The organism is Microvirga solisilvae, from assembly GCF_022808595.1.
Lineage (GTDB): Bacteria > Pseudomonadota > Alphaproteobacteria > Rhizobiales > Beijerinckiaceae > Microvirga > Microvirga solisilvae.
In genome coordinates this window covers 251,486-268,617 of sequence record NZ_JAKUCN010000004.1, presented here as the reverse complement: position 1 = coordinate 268,617, position 17,132 = coordinate 251,486, and the positions used below count along the sequence as shown (strand labels likewise).

General features: G+C 62.9%; 14 protein-coding genes. 3 read left to right on the top strand and 11 right to left on the bottom strand.

Annotated elements, in window-relative coordinates; genetic code table 11:
- Positions 1 to 9: 9 nt before the first annotated feature.
- Complete coding sequence (locus MJ639_RS10990; RefSeq protein WP_243371701.1) at positions 10 to 891, bottom strand: manganese catalase; 882 nt, start codon at positions 889 to 891, stop codon at positions 10 to 12.
- A 203-nt stretch (positions 892 to 1,094) separates the two neighbouring features.
- Between MJ639_RS10990 and MJ639_RS10985 the strand changes: the two genes are divergently transcribed.
- A complete protein-coding gene (locus MJ639_RS10985) occupies positions 1,095 to 2,366 on the top strand; it encodes an SAM-dependent methyltransferase (protein WP_243371699.1) in 1,272 nt (423 codons plus the stop codon).
- Between the two features lie 18 nt (positions 2,367 to 2,384).
- Here MJ639_RS10985 and MJ639_RS10980 read toward each other — a convergent pair whose 3' ends face one another.
- Complete coding sequence (locus MJ639_RS10980; protein WP_243371697.1) at positions 2,385 to 3,260, bottom strand: SDR family NAD(P)-dependent oxidoreductase; 876 nt, start codon at positions 3,258 to 3,260, stop codon at positions 2,385 to 2,387.
- A gap of 137 nt (positions 3,261 to 3,397) precedes the next feature.
- Between MJ639_RS10980 and MJ639_RS10975 the strand changes: the two genes are divergently transcribed.
- The gene (locus tag MJ639_RS10975) at positions 3,398 to 4,318 is read left to right on the top strand and encodes a 50S ribosomal protein L11 methyltransferase (protein WP_243371695.1); all 921 of its coding nucleotides are present in this window, start codon (positions 3,398 to 3,400) and stop codon (positions 4,316 to 4,318) included.
- 157 nt (positions 4,319 to 4,475) lie between these two features.
- Here the strand turns inward: MJ639_RS10975 and MJ639_RS10970 are convergent, their stop codons facing one another.
- Positions 4,476 to 4,700 (bottom strand): hypothetical protein, encoded by a 225-nt coding sequence (locus tag MJ639_RS10970; RefSeq protein WP_243371685.1) that lies wholly within the window; start codon positions 4,698 to 4,700, stop codon positions 4,476 to 4,478.
- A 293-nt stretch (positions 4,701 to 4,993) separates the two neighbouring features.
- Between MJ639_RS10970 and MJ639_RS10965 the strand changes: the two genes are divergently transcribed.
- Positions 4,994 to 6,814: an aminopeptidase P family protein gene (locus MJ639_RS10965; RefSeq protein ID WP_243371667.1), complete on the top strand. Its 1,821-nt coding sequence runs from the start codon at positions 4,994 to 4,996 to the stop codon at positions 6,812 to 6,814.
- Here the strand turns inward: MJ639_RS10965 and MJ639_RS10960 are convergent.
- The 8 genes from MJ639_RS10960 to ftsZ form a co-directional block, all read right to left on the bottom strand.
- Entirely contained in the window at positions 6,811 to 7,110 is a 300-nt protein-coding gene (locus MJ639_RS10960) for an AzlD family protein (RefSeq protein WP_243371658.1), read from the bottom strand. The two genes, MJ639_RS10965 and MJ639_RS10960, sit on opposite strands and share 4 nt — an antisense overlap.
- The gene (locus MJ639_RS10955) at positions 7,107 to 7,796 is read right to left on the bottom strand and encodes an AzlC family ABC transporter permease (protein WP_243371650.1); all 690 of its coding nucleotides are present in this window, start codon (positions 7,794 to 7,796) and stop codon (positions 7,107 to 7,109) included. Before MJ639_RS10955 ends, MJ639_RS10960 begins: the two co-directional genes overlap by 4 nt.
- A gap of 11 nt (positions 7,797 to 7,807) precedes the next feature.
- Positions 7,808 to 9,973 carry an NAD-dependent DNA ligase LigA gene (gene ligA, locus MJ639_RS10950; RefSeq protein ID WP_243371648.1) on the bottom strand — a complete coding sequence of 722 codons (2,166 nt, stop codon included), beginning with the start codon at positions 9,971 to 9,973 and terminating at the stop codon, positions 7,808 to 7,810.
- An 81-nt stretch (positions 9,974 to 10,054) separates the two neighbouring features.
- Positions 10,055 to 11,260, bottom strand: coding sequence for a multidrug effflux MFS transporter (locus tag MJ639_RS10945; protein WP_243371646.1), 1,206 nt, complete (start codon positions 11,258 to 11,260; stop codon positions 10,055 to 10,057).
- 160 nt (positions 11,261 to 11,420) lie between these two features.
- Positions 11,421 to 13,097, bottom strand: coding sequence for a DNA repair protein RecN (gene recN, locus MJ639_RS10940; protein ID WP_243371644.1), 1,677 nt, complete (start codon positions 13,095 to 13,097; stop codon positions 11,421 to 11,423).
- A gap of 12 nt (positions 13,098 to 13,109) precedes the next feature.
- Positions 13,110 to 13,952: an outer membrane protein assembly factor BamD gene (locus MJ639_RS10935; RefSeq protein ID WP_423790787.1), complete on the bottom strand. Its 843-nt coding sequence runs from the start codon at positions 13,950 to 13,952 to the stop codon at positions 13,110 to 13,112.
- A gap of 236 nt (positions 13,953 to 14,188) precedes the next feature.
- On the bottom strand, positions 14,189 to 15,133 hold the full coding sequence (gene lpxC, locus MJ639_RS10930) for a UDP-3-O-acyl-N-acetylglucosamine deacetylase (protein WP_243371639.1): 945 nt from the start codon (positions 15,131 to 15,133) through the stop codon (positions 14,189 to 14,191).
- 267 nt (positions 15,134 to 15,400) lie between these two features.
- Positions 15,401 to 17,077, bottom strand: a complete 1,677-nt coding sequence (gene ftsZ, locus MJ639_RS10925) for a cell division protein FtsZ (protein WP_243371638.1) — start codon at positions 17,075 to 17,077, stop codon at positions 15,401 to 15,403.
- Between the last annotated feature and the right edge of the window lie 55 nt (positions 17,078 to 17,132).

The following is a 17,132-nucleotide window of genomic DNA, read 5'->3' as shown; positions in this document are numbered from 1 at the left end:
TGTCTTTGATCATTCCGCAGCCAATGGCGGAACCGGCGCGGGTGGCGTGCCATAAACGCGTGGATCGATGGGATTGAGCTGCCCTTCGTCCTCGGTATAGGCCGGCGGGCGATCCACGTAAGAGAACTGCCCTTTACCGTCCGGCGAAGTGCCATTGGCCCAGCGTCCCTGCTGGCTTTCCACGCCTTCCGAGTGGTTGAGGAATTGATAGGCGACCTCGCTCTTCTCCTGAGCCTGCGGGAAATTCGAAGGCACCGGCGTCATCTCGAGACCGTCCTCCTCCAGCTCCTTGATGGCAGCAAGCCATTGGTTCTGGTGCATCGTGTCACGCGCGATGAGGAAAGAGAGCATGTCGCGCACGCCGGTATCGTTCGTCATGTTGTAAAGGCGCGCCACCTGCAATCTGCCTTGGCTTTCCGCCGTCACGTTGAAGCGGAAGTCCGCAAGCAAATTACCGCTCGCGATGGTATAGGCCGAAGTCCAGGGATTACCGATGCTATCGGATGGGCGCGCGCCAAGGCCGGCGACGATGTAATGCTGCGGGTTCATGCCCGCAACGATGGCATCCTCCACACGCGCGCCGCCCATGACGGCACCGACGATGGAGTTCTTCGCCATGTCTTCCTGCTGTTCGACAGGCGAGGTTTCGAGCAGCCGCGCGATCATGGTGGCGAGCATCTCCACGTGACCGATCTCCTCGGTCCCGATATCCATGATCATGTCTTTGTACTTCTGCGGACCGCGGCAGTTCCAGCCCTGGAAGAGATAGGTCATCATCACGCTGATCTCGCCCCATTGGCCACCAAGGGGCTCCTGCAGCATCTTGGCGAAAAGCGGATCGGGCCTCTCAGGCTTGGCATGATATGCCATTTGCCGCTGACGGAAGAACATCGGCTTGCTCCTGTATGGGTTGGATGGACAGACTCTTCTGGCCGCACGAGAGTCTGCTCTCCAACCAAGGCACAGCATGGTTGTTCCCCAATGAATCCTTGGAACATCTACTTTAGACTTGTTCCGATTTTGCTGGCCCCTAGCCAAGCTCTATTAAGTGTGGAACCATCGCCTCTCAGAAGATGCTATCCATGAGGCTTCCGATGTTTCCCCTTTCCCATATGCTCAAGTCCTTCGTGCGCACTGGGACGTTGAAGGTCATCGATGCAGAGGGCAAAACTCACGTCTTCGGAGGCGAGAAGCCCGGCCTGAACGTGACCATGCGGCTGACGGATAAATCGCTCTATCACAAACTCTTCCTCAATCCGGAGCTTCATGCGGGCGAGGCCTATATGGACGGCCGCATGAGCTTCGAGGAAGGCTCCTCCTTAAGGGACTTCCTGAACCTCTTCTCCCAGAACCGCTCCACTCTGGCGAACTATCCCTTACAGAACGTGCTGAAGCGCATTTCCAGGGCCGTGAAGCGCTTTCAGCAGGCAAACCCTGTCGGCAAGGCGCAACAAAACGTGGCGCATCACTACGATCTCGGGAATGAGTTCTACCGGCTCTTTCTGGACAAGGGCATGCAGTATTCCTGCGCCTATTTCGTCAACGATGAAGACACGCTGGAAGAAGCACAGCAGAACAAGCTGCGCCTCATCGCATCAAAACTGCAGCTCAAGCCCGGCTTGAAGATCCTCGATATCGGCAGCGGCTGGGGCGATCTCGCGCTCTATCTCGCCGCAATGGAGGATGTGGACGTGACGGGCGTCACGCTTTCCAAAGAGCAGTACGAACTCTCGAACGAAAAGGCGAGGCGCGTAGGACTATCGCACCGCGTGCGCTTCGAGCTGCTCGATTACCGCAAGGTCGACAAACGCTTCGACCGGATCGTGTCCGTGGGCATGTTCGAGCATGTGGGTGTGCATCATTACGGCGAGTTTTTCGCCAAGATCAACGCACTGCTCGACGATGACGGATTGATGGTGCTGCATTCCATCGGCAAGATGAGCCCACCCGGAACGGCCAGCCCGTGGCTGCGCAAATACATCTTCCCAGGCGCTTACTCCCCTGCCCTGTCCGAGGTCTTTCCTGTGACAGAGCAGAATTCTCTTTGGGTGACGGACCTCGAGTTTCTCCGCATTCACTATGCCAAGACCCTGAACCATTGGCACAAGCGCTTCGAGGCCAACCGGGAGAAGATCGCTGCGATGTATGACGAGCGCTTCTGCCGGATGTTCGAGTTCTATCTCATCTCTGCCGAGACGATGTTCACCACGGGCAGCCAGCTCGTGTTCCACATGCAGCTCGCTCGCAGGCGCGATGCCGCGCCCATCGTGCGCGATTACATCACGGATCTGCAGCGCCACTACAAATCCATCGAGCCCGAGCGCCTCAAGATTCTCGAACCGGCGAGAGAGTTGATGCCGGCTTAAGGGCCGGCACCTCATCCATCAGGTGAGTGTCTCGTAATTCTTGTTCTTCAGCCCGTCATGCGAATGGCGCGTCGGCAGTGTTCCTTCCGGTTGTTTCTTGAAATGCGAGGAGGCCATGGAGCCGACGCCACCTTTTGCCGTAGTAACTCCGCCATCGACCGCATAGAGAGCCCCGGTCACATAACTCGCCTCGTCGGATGCGAGGAAGCAGAATACGTTCGCCACCTCCTCCGGCGTACCGCGCCGTCCCATGGGCGTGGCCTCGATCATCATCGATTCCATCTTCCGATCCATCGGCCCGGTCGACTTGTGAGTCCATGCGGTATCGATGGGCCCAGGACAGACGCAATTGGCTCGAACGCCATAAGCCGCCTGCTCCACAGCGACGCCGCGCATGAACGAATGAATGAAGGCCTTGGTCCCGCCATACATCGTGTTTTGGGCGATCCCGATCATGCCGGCCTCTGAGCCGGTAGAGACGATGTTGCCATAAGTCTTCTGCAGAAAAGGCAGCGCGAACTTGGTCATCAGGAAGACCGAGCGCACGTTCGAGCGAAGGGTCTCATCGAATTTATCGATGGGGTAATCCTGAGTCTCGGCGGCGGCCAGAAACACGCCTGCATTGTTGATGAGAATGTCGATCCGCCCATAAGCATTCGCGCAGGCCTCGACAGCGGATTGGGCGTGGTGCTCTTCGGCTATATCGCCAAGGTAGGTTTCCGCAAATCCCCCTGCCCCATTGATCAGACGCGCCACATCCTCAACCGGATCGTCAGGCAGGCCGACGAGAAGGAGCCGCGCACCTTCGCGGGCGAACTTCAGGGCAATGGCTTCACCGATACCGGTACCGGCACCGGTGATGATGGCGACCTTATCGAAAAGACGTCCGGACATGGGGATCTCCTGGCGGCGCAGGCACCGCTGCAATCGTGGTGGGACAGGCTTAGCGTTGGGAGAACGGGTGCGAGTCCGAGCGGTTCCTTTGATCGGGATCGCTTGAGGCATGGCACAGGGGGTGCTAGAGCAGCCTCATGCTTGAAGGTCTGCACCCCAACCGCCCCACCCATGTCTTCCGCATCACCACGGACGAGCGCTCCGCGCGCGCCATGACGGACCTGATCGGAGAGATATTCGACCCTGCCGAGACGGCCGTTGCCGCCTTCGAGACGGTTGAGGATGGGCCATGGTTGCTTGAGGCCTATTTCGCCCATGAGCCGAACGAGGCCGCCATCCGCGATCTCGTACGCCCCATCGTGGGCGAGGAAGCCGACAAGGGCGTGTTCCTGCCCCTCGAGCAGAAGGATTGGGTGAAGGCCTCCCTGGAAGGCCTGAAGCCTGTGCGAGCCGGCCGCGTGCTGGTTCACGGCTCCCACGACCGGGAGCATCGCCGCAGCAACGACATCGCCATCGAGATCGAGGCGGGCCTCGCCTTCGGCACCGGCCATCACGGCACGACGCTCAGCTGCCTGAAGGCTTTCGTGGATGAATTGAAGATGCGCACGCCCCGCCATGTGCTCGACGTGGGCACCGGCACGGGCATCCTGGCCTTTGTGGCGGCCAAGGTTTTGAAGCGCCCTGTCATTGCAGGCGATATCGATCCGGAAGCGGTGCGGGTAGCGAAGGAGAATGCACGTCTCAACGGCATCGGGCCGTGGATGAGGCTCTATGTCGGCCCCGGCACGCGTAATCCGGAAGCCGACCGCCCAGGACATTTCGATCTCGTCTTCGCTAACATCCTGGCAAAGCCCCTGCGGATGCTGGCGCCTTCACTGTCGCGCGTGGCAAGCAATGACGGAACGCTCATTCTGTCAGGGCTTCTGGGCCATGATGTTCCGGGTGTGCTGTCAGCTTATGCCCATCAGGGCTGGTATCTGCAGCGCCGCTACAATCTCGAAGGCTGGGCTGCTCTGGTGCTGAAGCGGGGCAGCGCACGTCCGCAGCCCCGCCATTAGCGGGTAGGTGTGAGGCTTACTCGGCAAGGACGCCGGGATAGCGCTTCATCATCTCGCGGCGGAGCTGGAAGGTATCGGCAACGACGTCGCGGACGAATTTGAGGGCGAGGACGATCAACATTGTTTTGCTCTCTTCTTTATCGATGAAATTCTTGTCTCAGATCTTGAAGGGCAGATCATTGCCCTGGATCAAGAAATCGGCGGAATGATCCTGCCTGCGGCCGAGATCGGCCATCAGAGCTTCGTGGCGGCGCAGCTCACGAGCGGCGCTGCGGGCACGGCTCTCGGCAAGGGCGTCCATCACGTTCCTGACGATCAGCGAGAACGTGGACGGGGTCTTTACCTGGCCGGTATAGACGGGGGACAAAACAGCTGTGGTCATGGGCTCATCTCCAACAGATTGGCGTTGAGACCCCTTCGGTTCAGCGTTCCTCTGTTCTTGTTACGCTATACATAAGCCATGCCAGACTTTAGTAGTAGGCGGGCCGATTGCATGCGAGCCATGCACTTATTGCACTGCACCATCGGAAAATATTAACGCTTGAGCCTTCGGCGCATGCGGGATGGGCAAATTGCCTGTTGCCTATGCAGGCCGGGCGGCTCCATGGCGGTTGCAGGGCCTGTCCCAGCGGCATAGCGTGCTGCTTCCTCAATCCTGATCGCGGTACTGCCCGGATGGCCCAGTTTCAATTCTTCGACGACACGACTTCTCCTTCGCAGGGCCCTGCCCGCATCGCCAAGCTGCGTGCCGAACTGAGCCGCCGCGGCTTCGACGGCTTCATCGTGCCCCGGGCCGACGAGCACCAGGGCGAGTACGTGCCGAAGAGCGCCGAACGTCTAGCATGGCTCACTGGCTTTACGGGCTCCGCCGGCACAGTGGTCGTCCTGCAGGAGAAGGCTGCTCTCGTGGTCGATGGACGCTACACGGTCCAAGCCGCCGAGCAGGTGGATACTTCCGTAATTACGCCAGTCCAGCTCGCCGAGATGTCGGTGGAGGATTGGATCGCTGCCAATCTGCCGGAAGGCGGCACGCTGGCCTACGATCCGTGGCTGCTCACGAGCGATGGACTGAAGCGTCTGGAGCAGGCCGTGGCGAAGGTAGGCGGCAGGCTTGCTCCCGTCGACATCAATCTGGTCGACGTGATCTGGATCGACCGCCCTGCGCCTCCGCAGGCTCCAGTGCGCCCTCACCCGCTGGATTATGCCGGTGAGACGGCAGAGGCGAAGCTCGAGCGCATCCGCAGGAAGATGGCGGAGGCCAAGCTTGATGCGGTGGTGATCTCCGATCCGCACAACCTCGCCTGGGCCTTCAACCTGCGCGGCGGCGATGTGGGTCACACGCCGCTGCCGCTCGGCTATGCCATTCTGCCGAAGCAGGGACGCGCAAGCCTATTCTTCGACCCCGCCAAGATCACCAATGAGGCCGGCGCGGCTATCGGCGAACTCGCCGAGTTTACGCCCATCAGCTCCTTCCAGAGCGCTCTCGATGCGCTCGGCCAGACAGGTGGGAAGGTGCGCGTCGATTCCACCACCGGCGCCGTTGCCCTCATCCGCCGCATCGAAGCGGCAGGCGGCAAGGTCGATGTGGGCGCCGATCCCATCGCGCTCATGAAGGCAGTGAAGAACAAGGCCGAGATCGCCGGTTCGCATGCGGCGCATCTGCGCGACGGCATTGCGATGGCGCGCTATCTCGCCTGGCTTGACCGCGAGGCCCCGAAGGGACAGCTCACCGAGATCGATGCGGTGGAAGCGCTGGAAGCGTTCCGCGTCGAGACAGGCGCACTGAAAAACATCTCGTTCCCGAGCATTTCGGGTGCCGGCCCGAATGCCGCACTGCCACATTATCGCGTGACGGCTTCCAGCAATCGCAGGATCGAGAACAACCAGATCTTCCTCATCGATTCAGGCGCGCAATACGAGGACGGCACCACCGACATCACGCGCACGATCATCGTGGGCGAGCCGACCGCTGAGATGAAGGACCGCTTCACGCGCGTGCTGCAGGGCCATATCGCGATTGCCCGCATCGTTTTCCCGAAGGGCACGACGGGCGCGCAGATCGATGCCTTCGCGAGGAAGCCGCTGTGGGAAGCGGGCCTCGATTTCGATCACGGCACGGGCCACGGCATCGGCAGCTATCTCTCCGTGCATGAAGGACCGCAGCGCATCGCCAAGACCGGCACCACGCCGCTCGAGATCGGCATGATGCTCTCCAACGAGCCTGGCTTCTACAAGCAGGGCGATTACGGCATCCGCATCGAGAATCTGATCCTCGTGGAGCCGCGCAAGATTGCCGGTGGCGACCGCGAGATGATGGGCTTCGAGACGCTCACCTTCACGCCCATCGATCTACGCCTCGTAGAGCCCTCCATCATGAGCGCCGAGGAGATCGCATGGCTCAACGATTATCATGCGCAGGTGCGCGCGAAGATCGGCCCGCATCTCGATGCCGAGACACGCGCATGGCTCGAGGACGCCACGCGCCCCATCGGCTAGATCAGGTTTCGCAGCAGCACGACGGAGGCCACGCCGACGGCGATGGTCGCGAGCAGCGGCAACCGAAAGGCGATGATAGCGGTGATGGCGGCGGCAATCGCCTCCGCCCATCCCGTCGTCAGTGCCGTCGGCGCGATCACCGAGACCAGCACGGCGGGCGGGATCGCGTCGAAGGCAGCCTTAGCGCGCCCCGTCAACACGAGACGATCCGCCACGAACAAGCCTGCGATGCGCGTGATGTAGGTCACCACCGCCATGCAGATGATGGCGAGCAGCGTCGTCGTATCGAGGCTCATGAGCGCGCCTCCCTGGGAGCGGCAAGATAGGCGGCGGCGATACCTGCCAACGCGCCAGACGCCACATGCCACGGCGCGCCGATAAAGTAATGCACGAGGGCAGCGACCGCCGCGCTGACGCCGACTGTCACGAGCGTCACGCGGCTACGGCCGAATCCAGCCACGAGACCGATGAAGAGCGCGGTGAAGGCGAAGTCGGCGCCGATGCGCGCAGGATCGCCCATGAAGGAGCCGAGGATCGCGCCGAGTGTGCTGGAAATGCTCCAGTTCAGCCAGAGTACGGCGGCCATGACGGCCCAATAAGCACCCGTGATCGGCCGCTCTAATGCGCGCCGCTCGGACAGCGCCCAGGATTCATCGGTGAGAAAGAACATCGCGAGAAGCTGCTGAGGGCGCGACAGCTTCAGCTTCGGCGAGAGCGAAGCACCCATGAGCACGTGACGCGCATTGATAAGCAGCGTCGCGAAGGTGAGCGCTGCGACAGGCGCGGGATGAAGCCAGGCTTCGGTTGCCGCGAATTGCGCGCCGCCCGCGAAGACGAGGCCGGACATCAGCCCGATTTCGAGCGGCGACAATCCCTTGGCAGCGGCAAGCGCACCGAACAGGAGTCCGATGGGAACGGCGGCGACAGCGACCGGTGCAATGTCGCGCAGGCCTGCGCGCATCTCGCGCTTATAGGTTGTCATGGCTGTTCCACTCACGATCCGTTGCGCCCGACAAGCGCGAACCAGCCGTCTTCGTCCATCACCTGAACGCCGAGCTCGGCGGCTTTGGCGAGCTTCGAGCCCGCGCCGGGACCAGCCACTACGATATCGGTTTTCTTGGACACGGAGCCCGCAACCTTCGCTCCGAGACGCTCGGCCATGGCCTTCGCCTCCTCGCGGGTCATCTGTTCGAGCGAACCGGTGAAGACCACTGTCTTGCCAGCGACAGGCGAGTCGATGGTGGCCGGCGCTTCCATCGGCTCCACATTCACCTGCGCTAGCAGAGCATCGAGCATCTCTTCGTTGTGCTCTTCCTTGAAGAACTCGACGACGGCCTCGGCCACGACGGGGCCGATGCCGCCGATGGCGGTGATCTCCGCATGCGCTTCCGATTCAGGATCGGCTGCGGCATTGGCCGTTTCACGCAAAGCTTCGAAGGTGCCGAAATGGCGCGCGAGCAGGCGCGCCGACGTCTCGCCGATATGCGGGATGCCGAGCGCGAAGATGAAGCGGTTGAGTTCAATCGACCGACGTGCCTCGATGGCGGCGAAGAGGTTGGCGACGCTCGTTGCGCCCCACCCTTCCCTGTTCTCCAGACGCTTGAGGCTGCGCGCGTTGCGCTCGGCTAGGGTGAAGATGTCCTGCGGACGCTGCACCATGCCTTCTTCGTAGAATTCATCGATGCGTTGCTCGCCCATTCCTTCGATGTCGAAGGCGTTGCGCGAGACAAAATGCTTGAGGCGCTCGCGCGCCTGCGCCGGACAGATGAGGCCGCCGGTGCAGCGGCGCACCGCATCCTCCTTGCCCGTGCGCGGATTGACCTCGCGCACCGCATGGCTGCCGCAGGCGGGGCATTGCGTGGGAAATTCGTATGGCTTCGCATCAGCGGGGCGCTTGTCCAGCACTACGTCGAGCACTTTCGGGATCACGTCGCCCGCGCGGTTGATGATCACCGTATCGCCGATGCGGATGTCGACGCCCTCGCGGATCTTCTCGCCGTTGCCGCCGATGCCCTTGATGTAATCCTCGTTGTGCAATGTCGCATTCGACACCACAACACCGCCCACCGTCACGGGGCGCAGGCGTGCGATCGGATTGAGCGAGCCCGTGCGGCCCACATTGATCTCGATGCCCTCGAGAACAGTCACCGCCTTCTGTGCGGGGAACTTGTGCGCCAGCGCCCAGCGCGGCGAACGCGACACGAAGCCGAGACGCTGCTGCAAGCCCAAGTCGTCGACCTTGTAGACAACGCCGTCGATATCGTAGCCGAGATTGGCGCGATCCGTCTCGATGGCATGATAATGCTCGAGCATTTCGGCAATGCTCGAGCAGCGGCGCGTGAGCTTGTTGACCTTGAAGCCGAAGCCGCGCAGCGCATCCATCATGCCGGATTGCGTATCGGCGGGCATCTTGCTCACCTCGCCCCAGGCATAGGCGAAGAAGCATAGAGGACGCGATGCGGTGATTTTTGGGTCGAGCTGGCGCAGGCTGCCGGCGGCTGCGTTGCGCGGATTGGCGAAGAGTGGCTTGCCCGCCGCTTCCTGGCGCTCGTTGATCGCCGCGAAATCCTTGTGCGAGAGATAGACCTCGCCGCGCACCTCGAACACGTCGGGAACATCTGCGCCTTTCAGCACATGCGGAATGTCGTCGACCGTGCGCGCATTCGCCGTCACGTCCTCGCCTTCCGCACCATCGCCGCGCGTCGCCGCCGAGACGAGCTTGCCCTTCTCGTAGCGGATGCTGAGCGACAGACCGTCGATCTTCGGTTCCGCCGTGAACACGAGCGGCGCATCGGCCTTCCATTGCAGGAAGCGACGGATGCGTTCGACGAATTCCTCCACCTCCTCATCGGCGAAACCGTTGGCCAGCGAGAGCATCGGGATGCGATGCTTGATCTTGGCGAATTTCTCGGAAGCCCTGGAGCCGACCTTCTGCGTCAGGCTCTCCGACGTCTTCAGCTCGGGGAACATGCCCTCCAGCGCCTCGTAGCGCTTGCGCAAGGTGTCGTATTCCGCGTCCGAGACCGTGGGCGCGTCTTCCTCGTAATAGCGCCGGTCATGCTCCGCGATCTCGACGCCCAGCGCCTCGTGCTCGGCACGGGCTTCCTTGAGCGTCAGTTCATCGACGGACTTCAGAGATGGGGTGTTTTTTGCGGACATGATCGAATCGAGGTTGGCGTTGGATGAACCATAGCGTCTTAGGCGCGACTCTCCAGGGTTCAGACCCCAGATAATTCTTGACTAAGCCTCAGTGGCGCCCTCCTTTCGCAAGGCAATCCCGAATGCGACCTGGCTGATGATCCCTGAGGCCGCCAGCACGCATGCCGCTGCAAGTGCCGGGTCATGCCCCAGCCCGGACAAGGAGGTGCAGATGGCACCGACCGCCATTTGCGCAAACCCGTAGAGGCCCGCGGCCGAGCCGATCAATCTAGGATTGACGCTCACTGCCTTGGTCAGTGCGGCAGGGCTCGACAGGCCCGCTCCCATCGTAAACAGGATCATCAAGCCAACCGCAGAAAACACATCGACGACGCCCAGCAGAACGAGGCTGAGGAGCATCAATGCTGCAAGGGTACTCACGGCGTTAGCTTCCACCATCAGGCGCTCCATCTTCACCCTGCCGATGAAGCGGCTGGCCAAAGCACTGCCGATGGAAGCCCCCACCGCCATCAATCCGAGGGCGATGCCGACCTCATGGGCAGGTCGGCCGAATTCTTCGAAAATGAAGGGCGATGCCGCGATGAAAGCATAGCCCGACGTCGTCGCGAAGCTGCCGCCGATGGTGTAGCCGAGGAAGGCGCGCGAGCCGAGGAGGCCCTTGTAGTCACGACCCAAGGAGAGAACGCTGATTGTGCCGGAAGGCTGTCCCGTTTCCGGCAGGAGGCGCCATGCAAAGAAAAGGTTCGACGCGCCAAGCGCGATGAGCAGCAGGAAAATGGAGCGCCAGCCGAAGGTGGTGGCAAGCAGCCCGCCGAAGAGAGGCGCAAGTGCTGGACCGATCACCACGATGAGGTTCATCACGGCAAGCTGCCGGGCAGCCGTTTCAGGGCCGGACATATCTCGCACCATGGCGCGCCCGAGGACCAGCCCGGCACACCCGCCCAGAGCCTGGAATAGCCGCGCGGCAACCAGAGCATAAACCCCAGGCGCAGCAGCGGCGGCAATCCCGGCTACTGTGTAGAGAACAAGCCCGATCATCAGGATCGGCCGACGTCCAAAGCAATCGGAGAGTGGGCCATAGATGAGCTGTCCGAATGCCAGCCCAAGAATGTAAAGGCTGATGGACATCTGCACAGAGGCGATACTTGCGCTGAGATCCTGCGCGGCAATTGGGAGCGCCGGCACGAACATGTGCATCGCCAGAGTGCCGCTGAAGGTGATGAGCACCAGAAGCCAAAGAGCTGGCTTACGTTTCAGGTCGACGGCTGGGGGAGGTTCGTGCCTCACAAGGATGAAGCCCTGGCGTTGGACATAGAACGGTTCGGAAACGGCATTGCGCCGCTCAAGGTCGGGGACACTTGTGTGCGCCCCGATCCCTTATCAAGTGGTTAGCCGGCTTCAGCGAATTTCAGTAGAGGCCTGAATGGCATGCCTCATGCGCGTCCTGTTAATGCGCTGCTGCTTCCAGAAGCCGAGCAGCTGCGGCGCGGGCTTCTTCGGTGATTGTCGCGCCTGCGAGCATGCGGGCGATTTCCTCGCGGCGGGGCGTCGCTTCCAGCGGGATGACGCGGGTCGCCACGCGGTCTTCGGCGCCGTTTACGCCTTCCTTCGCGATGAGGAAATGGCTCTCCGCGCGGGCGGCCACCTGCGGGGCGTGGGTCACGGCCATGACCTGGACACGCTTGGCCAAGCGTCCGAGACGCTGGCCGATGGCGTCCGCCACCGCGCCGCCGACACCGGTATCGATTTCGTCGAAGACGAGGGTCGGAGCCGAGCCCTTGTCTGCCAGCACCACCTTCAGCGCCAGCATGAAGCGGGACAGCTCGCCGCCGGATGCCACCTTCATGAGAGGACCGGGACGGGTGCCGGGATTGGTCTGGGCCCAGAACTCCACCCGCTCGAAGCCCGACGGATCGCGGCTGTCCTCGTCGGTTTGGATTTCCGTGATGAACTTGGCGCGCTCCAGCTTGAGCGGCGGCAGCTCGGCCTGCACGGCGGAATCGAGCGCCTGAGCCGCCTTCTTGCGGCCCTCGGAGAGCTTGCGGGCGGCCTTCAGATAGACCTGATCGGCCTCCTTCAGCGCGGTCTCGAGACCGGACAGCTGTTCCTCGCCTGCATCGATGGCGGCGACATCGCCCTCGAAGCGCTGGCGCAGGGCCGCCAGTTCATCGGCGGGCACATCGTATTTGCGGGCGGCAGCGCGAAGCGCGAAGAGACGCTCCTCGGTCTGCTCCAGCTCGCGGGGATCGTATTCGGTGGCGCGGATCGCCTCTTCCAGGGCCGCGCGAGCTTCGTCGATGGCGACAAGCGCCGAATCGAGGGCTTTCACGCTCGGGTCCACGAGGGTGGGCGCCTGGGCACTGCGGCGCTCCAGCTTGCGCAGAGCGGCCGACAGTTCCGGAACGGGAGAGGAGTTGCCTGCGACGGCCTCGAAGGCCTCGTTCAGGTCCTGGGCCACCTTCTCGGATTGCATCATCACGACCCGGCGCTCGGCCAGAGCCTCTTCCTCGCCGGCCAGAGGATTGAGCTTGGTCAGCTCATCCACGGCATGGCGGAGGAAATCGGCTTCCTTGCGGGCTTTCTCGATCCGGCTGCGGTGCTCCTGCAGGGCCGCCCTCGCCTCGCGCACCCGGCGCGCGGCGTCAGAGACGGCCTGAAGCTCGTCGGAGAGGCCACCGAAGGCATCGAGGATGGCGCGATGGCTGACGGGATCCACCAGGGCGCGGTCGTCGTGCTGGCCGTGGATCTCGACCAGGGTCGCGCCGATGGCCTTGAGTACCTGGACGCTCACGGGCTGGTCGTTGACGAAGGCGCGGGTGCGCCCGTCGGCGACCTGGACGCGGCGCAGGATCAGATCCCCGTCCACATCGATCTCCGCGTCGCGGGCGATGCGGCGCGCCGGATGATCCAACGGGCAGTCGAAAACGGCCGTGACCTGCCCTTGAGATTCGCCATGACGGACGAGGCTTCCGTCGCCGCGTCCGCCAAGAGCCAGGGCAAAGGCATCGAGCAAGATGGACTTGCCCGCGCCTGTTTCACCCGTGAGGACGGAGAGTCCCTCGTGGAAATGAAGCTCGAGCCTGTCGATGAGGACGATGTCGCGTATCGCCAGCTGGATCAGCATGGGAGGTGAGGCTTACCCCGCCCGCTGACCGACCTGGGGAACGCCACGGAAGGCCTTGCTGATCCAGGACTGGGAGTCCTCGCGCGGCGCGACGCCGCCCTTGGTCAGCAATGCGTGGGCGTCCTTGTACCAGGGACTGTCAGGGAAGTTGTGGCCGAGAACGGCGGCGGCGGTCTGCGCCTCGCCGACGATGCCCATGGCCATATAGGCCTCGGTGAGACGCTCGAGCGCCTCTTCCGTGTGTCGGGTCGTCTGATAGCGCGACACCACGGTGCGGAACCGGTTGATGGCGCCGGAATAGTTGCGCTTCTGCAGATAGAAGCGTCCGACTTCCATCTCCTTGCCGGCGAGCTGGTCGGCGGCGACCTGGATCTTCTTACGGGCATCGGCCACGTATTCGGAGCTCGGATAACGCTGGATCAGGTCCTGAAGCGCCGAGATCGCGCGCTCGGAGGCGGCCTGATCGCGGGTGATGTCCGGAATTTGATCGTAGTAGGACGAAGCCATCAGGTACTGCGCATAAGCGGCGTCCGAAGTGTTCGGATGCTGCTGGAGATAGCGCTTGGAAGCGGTGATCGCTTCCTCGTACATGCCGCCCTCGTAATTGGCGTAGGCTTCCATGATCAGGCCTTTGCGGGCCCATTCGGAATAGGGGTACTGGCGGTCCAGGCTGTTGAACTTCTTGGCGGCGCCTTCGAAGTCACGCTTCTGAACGCGCGCGAGACCGTCGTTGTAGATCTCCTCGGCCGGGACGTCGGCGACGACTTCCGGCTTGTAGGTTTCGCTCTTGTCGAATGGGTTGATCGACGACAGGGTGTCGCAGCCGGCGAGTGCCAAGCCGCAGGCGCCAACCATCAGGGCGCGCCCGGCAGCGGTTCTCAAGCTCAAGTAAACCTTCGCGAAAGACATGGCTTCGCGGTCCTCCAAAATCGGTGCCCGGTGATTTTCTAACGATGCACCGAGGTTCTTTAACCTATGCGGGGGGTAAGAGCCAACCCCATCCGAGCGGCTTTACCCAGATCGATGGCGCAAAGCGGTCAGAAACCGTGCGGCCAAAGGGCGCTCGGCAGGCTCTTGAAAGAGGAAGATCTTCAGTGAACTTCAGGAGCGAAAGCCGTCCGGGCCGCGCTGCTGACATCCAAATAGCCCGGCTCGCGGCGCGGAGCGCCGTCCACGATGGCGTAGTTGGAGCGGCTGGAGAACAGGGCCTCGAGCACGGAGAAGTTCAGGCGGTGGCCGCCGCAATAGGAGCGGTAGGTGGCCAGCAGCGGCAGGCCGGCCAGGGCCAGGTCGCCGACAGCATCGAGAAGCTTGTGGCGCACGAACTCGTCGGCATAGCGCAGGCCTTCCGGGTTCATGATGCCGTCGTCGCCGATGGCGACCGTATTGTCGAGGGAAGCGCCCAGCGCGAAGCCCGCGCTCCAGAGCTTCTCCACGTCGCGCATGAAGCCGAAGGTGCGGGCGCGGGAGATGTCGCGGCGGAACACGGACGGTGACAGGTCGATGGCCTTGCGCTGACGGCCGATCACCGGGGTCGGGAAGTCGATTTCCACGTCGAGGCGGAAGGCGCGCTCGTTCGGGAGAAGCTCGGCGAAGGCCTTGCCCTGGGTCACGCGGACGGGCTTGAGAACCTTGATATAACGGCGGCTGGCGCCCTGGGCGACGATGCCGACCTGATCGATGGCGTCGATGAAGGGGGCGGAGCTGCCGTCGAGGATAGGCACTTCCGGGCCGTCGATCTCGACGAGCACGTTGTCGATGCCCAGACCCGTCAGGGCCGCCATGAGGTGCTCGATGGTGGCGACGGCGCCGCTCTCACGGTCGCCGATGACGGTGCAGAGTTCGGTGGCGGTCACAGCCAGATGGCGGGCGTCGATGAGACGGTCCAAGCCGCCGGGCAGGCCGGTGCGCAGGAAAGCAATGCCATGGTTCACCTCCGCCGGGTGGAGGATCATCCTCACCTCATCTCCGGAATGAACGCCGATACCTACGAGCGTAACGGCGGCGCGGAGCGTGGTTTGATGGCTTTGCTTCATTATCTCTGAACCTCGAACATGATCGCCGCTTTGGAAAAAGCCGCGCAATGCGTTCGCTTCAAACTGTTGATCGGCGGGATCGAAGTAGGACCCTCGCCCTTTCGACATGGGGAACATAGTCCCCACTACAGCCTAGGCCAAATCACGCTTTTTAACGTTCTGTTACAGAGTGGATAAGTGTTAACCCTTTGTTAACTAACGCTTTTACGAAAAAAGCCCCAGCCGCGAGTGCGGCTGGGGCTTCCCGTTGTAACAAACCTTACAGGCTTAGTTGGCCTGGCGGCGGAGGAAGGCCGGAATCTCCAGCTGATCGTCCTCGGCACCGCGCGGGGCGGGACGCTGAGCCTGCGGCGCCGGACGGCGGGCATACTCGGCGTGAACCGGGGACATCTGTTGGCGCGGAGCCTCCTGGCGGGGAGCAGGATCCACCTGAACCTGCTGGTTTTCCTCGCGGCGGCCGAAGCCCATGGTGGCGAGGCGCTGCATCAGGGACGGCTTGTGCTCCTGAACCGGGTCGATCTCACCACGGCTGGCGCGGATCTGATTCTGAGCCGGGATCGGCAGCTCGTCGATTCGCGGCATCCGGGCCGGACGCATGGCGCGCTCGGCCTGCGGTGGGATGAAGGAATCGTCCATCGCCGGCTCGTCATAGACCGGAGCCTGCGGAGCCGGAGCTTCGTAGGACATCGCGGGCTTGGGCTGGGCCGGGGTGAGCACCACGTCGTCGCGGATCACCGGCTGGGGAGCCGGTTCCATGACCTGCGGAACGGCAGCCACGGGAGCGGGAGCGAGGACGGGGGTGCCCTCGGTCAGGATCTGCTGGGCAGCCTTCACCGGCTCGGCGAGCTGGGGGTTGGCGCGAAAGGTAGGAACAGGCTGGGCCTGGGTGGCGCGGGAGCGGGCTTCGGCGCGCAGACGCTCGGCCACTTCGGAGATCCGCTGCTCGGTGGCCGACAGGTCACCGGCGTTTTCCAGAACCGCATGGTCGATGCCGGTGGCCACGACGGAGACGCGGATGATGCCTTCCAGGCTCTCGTCGAAGGTGGCGCCGAGGATGATGTTGGCATCCTGATCCACTTCCTCGCGGATGCGGGTGGCGGCTTCGTCGAGTTCATACAGGGTGAGGTCGTTGCCGCCCGTGATCGAGATCAGCAGGCCGCGCGCGCCCTTCATCGACACATCGTCGAGGAGCGGGTTCGCGATGGCAGCCTCGGCGGCGCGGATCGCGCGCTTCTCGCCGGAGGCTTCGCCCGTGCCCATCATGGCCTTGCCCATGCCGCGCATGACGGAGCGCACGTCGGCGAAGTCGAGGTTGATGAGGCCTTCCTTGACCATGAGGTCGGTGATGCAGGCCACGCCCGAGTAGAGCACCTGGTCGGCCATCGCGAAGGCGTCGGCGAAGGTGGTCTTCTCGGTGGCGACGCGGAAGAGGTTCTGGTTCGGGATGACGATGAGGGTATCGACAGCCTGCTGCAGCTCGGCGATGCCGGCCTCAGCCAGACGCATGCGGCGCACGCCCTCGAACTGGAACGGCTTCGTGACGACACCGACTGTGAGGATGCCGAGTTCGCGAGCAGCGCGGGCAATCACGGGAGCAGCGCCCGTGCCGGTGCCACCGCCCATGCCGGCGGTGATGAACACCATGTGGGAGCCTGCGAGCTGATCGCGGATCTCGTCGATCACCTCTTCAGCGGCGGCGCGGCCGACTTCCGGCTGCGAACCGGCGCCGAGGCCTTCGGTCACCTGAATGCCCATCTGGATCACGCGCGGAGCCTTGGAGGAGGTCAGCGCCTGCGCGTCGGTGTTGGACACCACGAACTGGACGCCCTCCAGACCCGACTCGATCATGTTGTTCACGGCGTTGCCGCCGGCGCCACCGACACCGAAGACAGTGATGTGCGGCTTGAGTTCCCGAATGTCCGGAGTTTGCGAATTGATTGCCATGACCTGTGCCTCTTTGGCCTTTTGACTGACAGCGTTTGGCCGACGCTTACTGTGT

Excerpts from the sequence above, each read along its gene's own strand:
- MJ639_RS10990 (WP_243371701.1), bottom strand. The coding sequence starts at position 891 with ATGTTCTTCCGTCAGCGGCAAATGGCATATCATGCCAAGCCTGAGAGG.
- MJ639_RS10985 (WP_243371699.1), top strand. The coding sequence starts at position 1,095 with ATGTTTCCCCTTTCCCATATGCTCAAGTCCTTCGTGCGCACTGGGACG.
- MJ639_RS10980 (WP_243371697.1), bottom strand. The coding sequence starts at position 3,260 with ATGTCCGGACGTCTTTTCGATAAGGTCGCCATCATCACCGGTGCCGGT.
- MJ639_RS10975 (WP_243371695.1), top strand. The coding sequence starts at position 3,398 with ATGCTTGAAGGTCTGCACCCCAACCGCCCCACCCATGTCTTCCGCATC.
- MJ639_RS10970 (WP_243371685.1), bottom strand. The coding sequence starts at position 4,700 with ATGACCACAGCTGTTTTGTCCCCCGTCTATACCGGCCAGGTAAAGACC.
- MJ639_RS10965 (WP_243371667.1), top strand. The coding sequence starts at position 4,994 with ATGGCCCAGTTTCAATTCTTCGACGACACGACTTCTCCTTCGCAGGGC.
- MJ639_RS10960 (WP_243371658.1), bottom strand. The coding sequence starts at position 7,110 with ATGAGCCTCGATACGACGACGCTGCTCGCCATCATCTGCATGGCGGTG.
- MJ639_RS10955 (WP_243371650.1), bottom strand. The coding sequence starts at position 7,796 with ATGACAACCTATAAGCGCGAGATGCGCGCAGGCCTGCGCGACATTGCA.
- ligA (WP_243371648.1), bottom strand. The coding sequence starts at position 9,973 with ATGTCCGCAAAAAACACCCCATCTCTGAAGTCCGTCGATGAACTGACG.
- recN (WP_243371644.1), bottom strand. The coding sequence starts at position 13,097 with ATGCTGATCCAGCTGGCGATACGCGACATCGTCCTCATCGACAGGCTC.
- MJ639_RS10935 (WP_423790787.1), bottom strand. The coding sequence starts at position 13,952 with ATGGTTGGCGCCTGCGGCTTGGCACTCGCCGGCTGCGACACCCTGTCG.
- lpxC (WP_243371639.1), bottom strand. The coding sequence starts at position 15,133 with ATGAAGCAAAGCCATCAAACCACGCTCCGCGCCGCCGTTACGCTCGTA.
- ftsZ (WP_243371638.1), bottom strand. The coding sequence starts at position 17,077 with ATGGCAATCAATTCGCAAACTCCGGACATTCGGGAACTCAAGCCGCAC.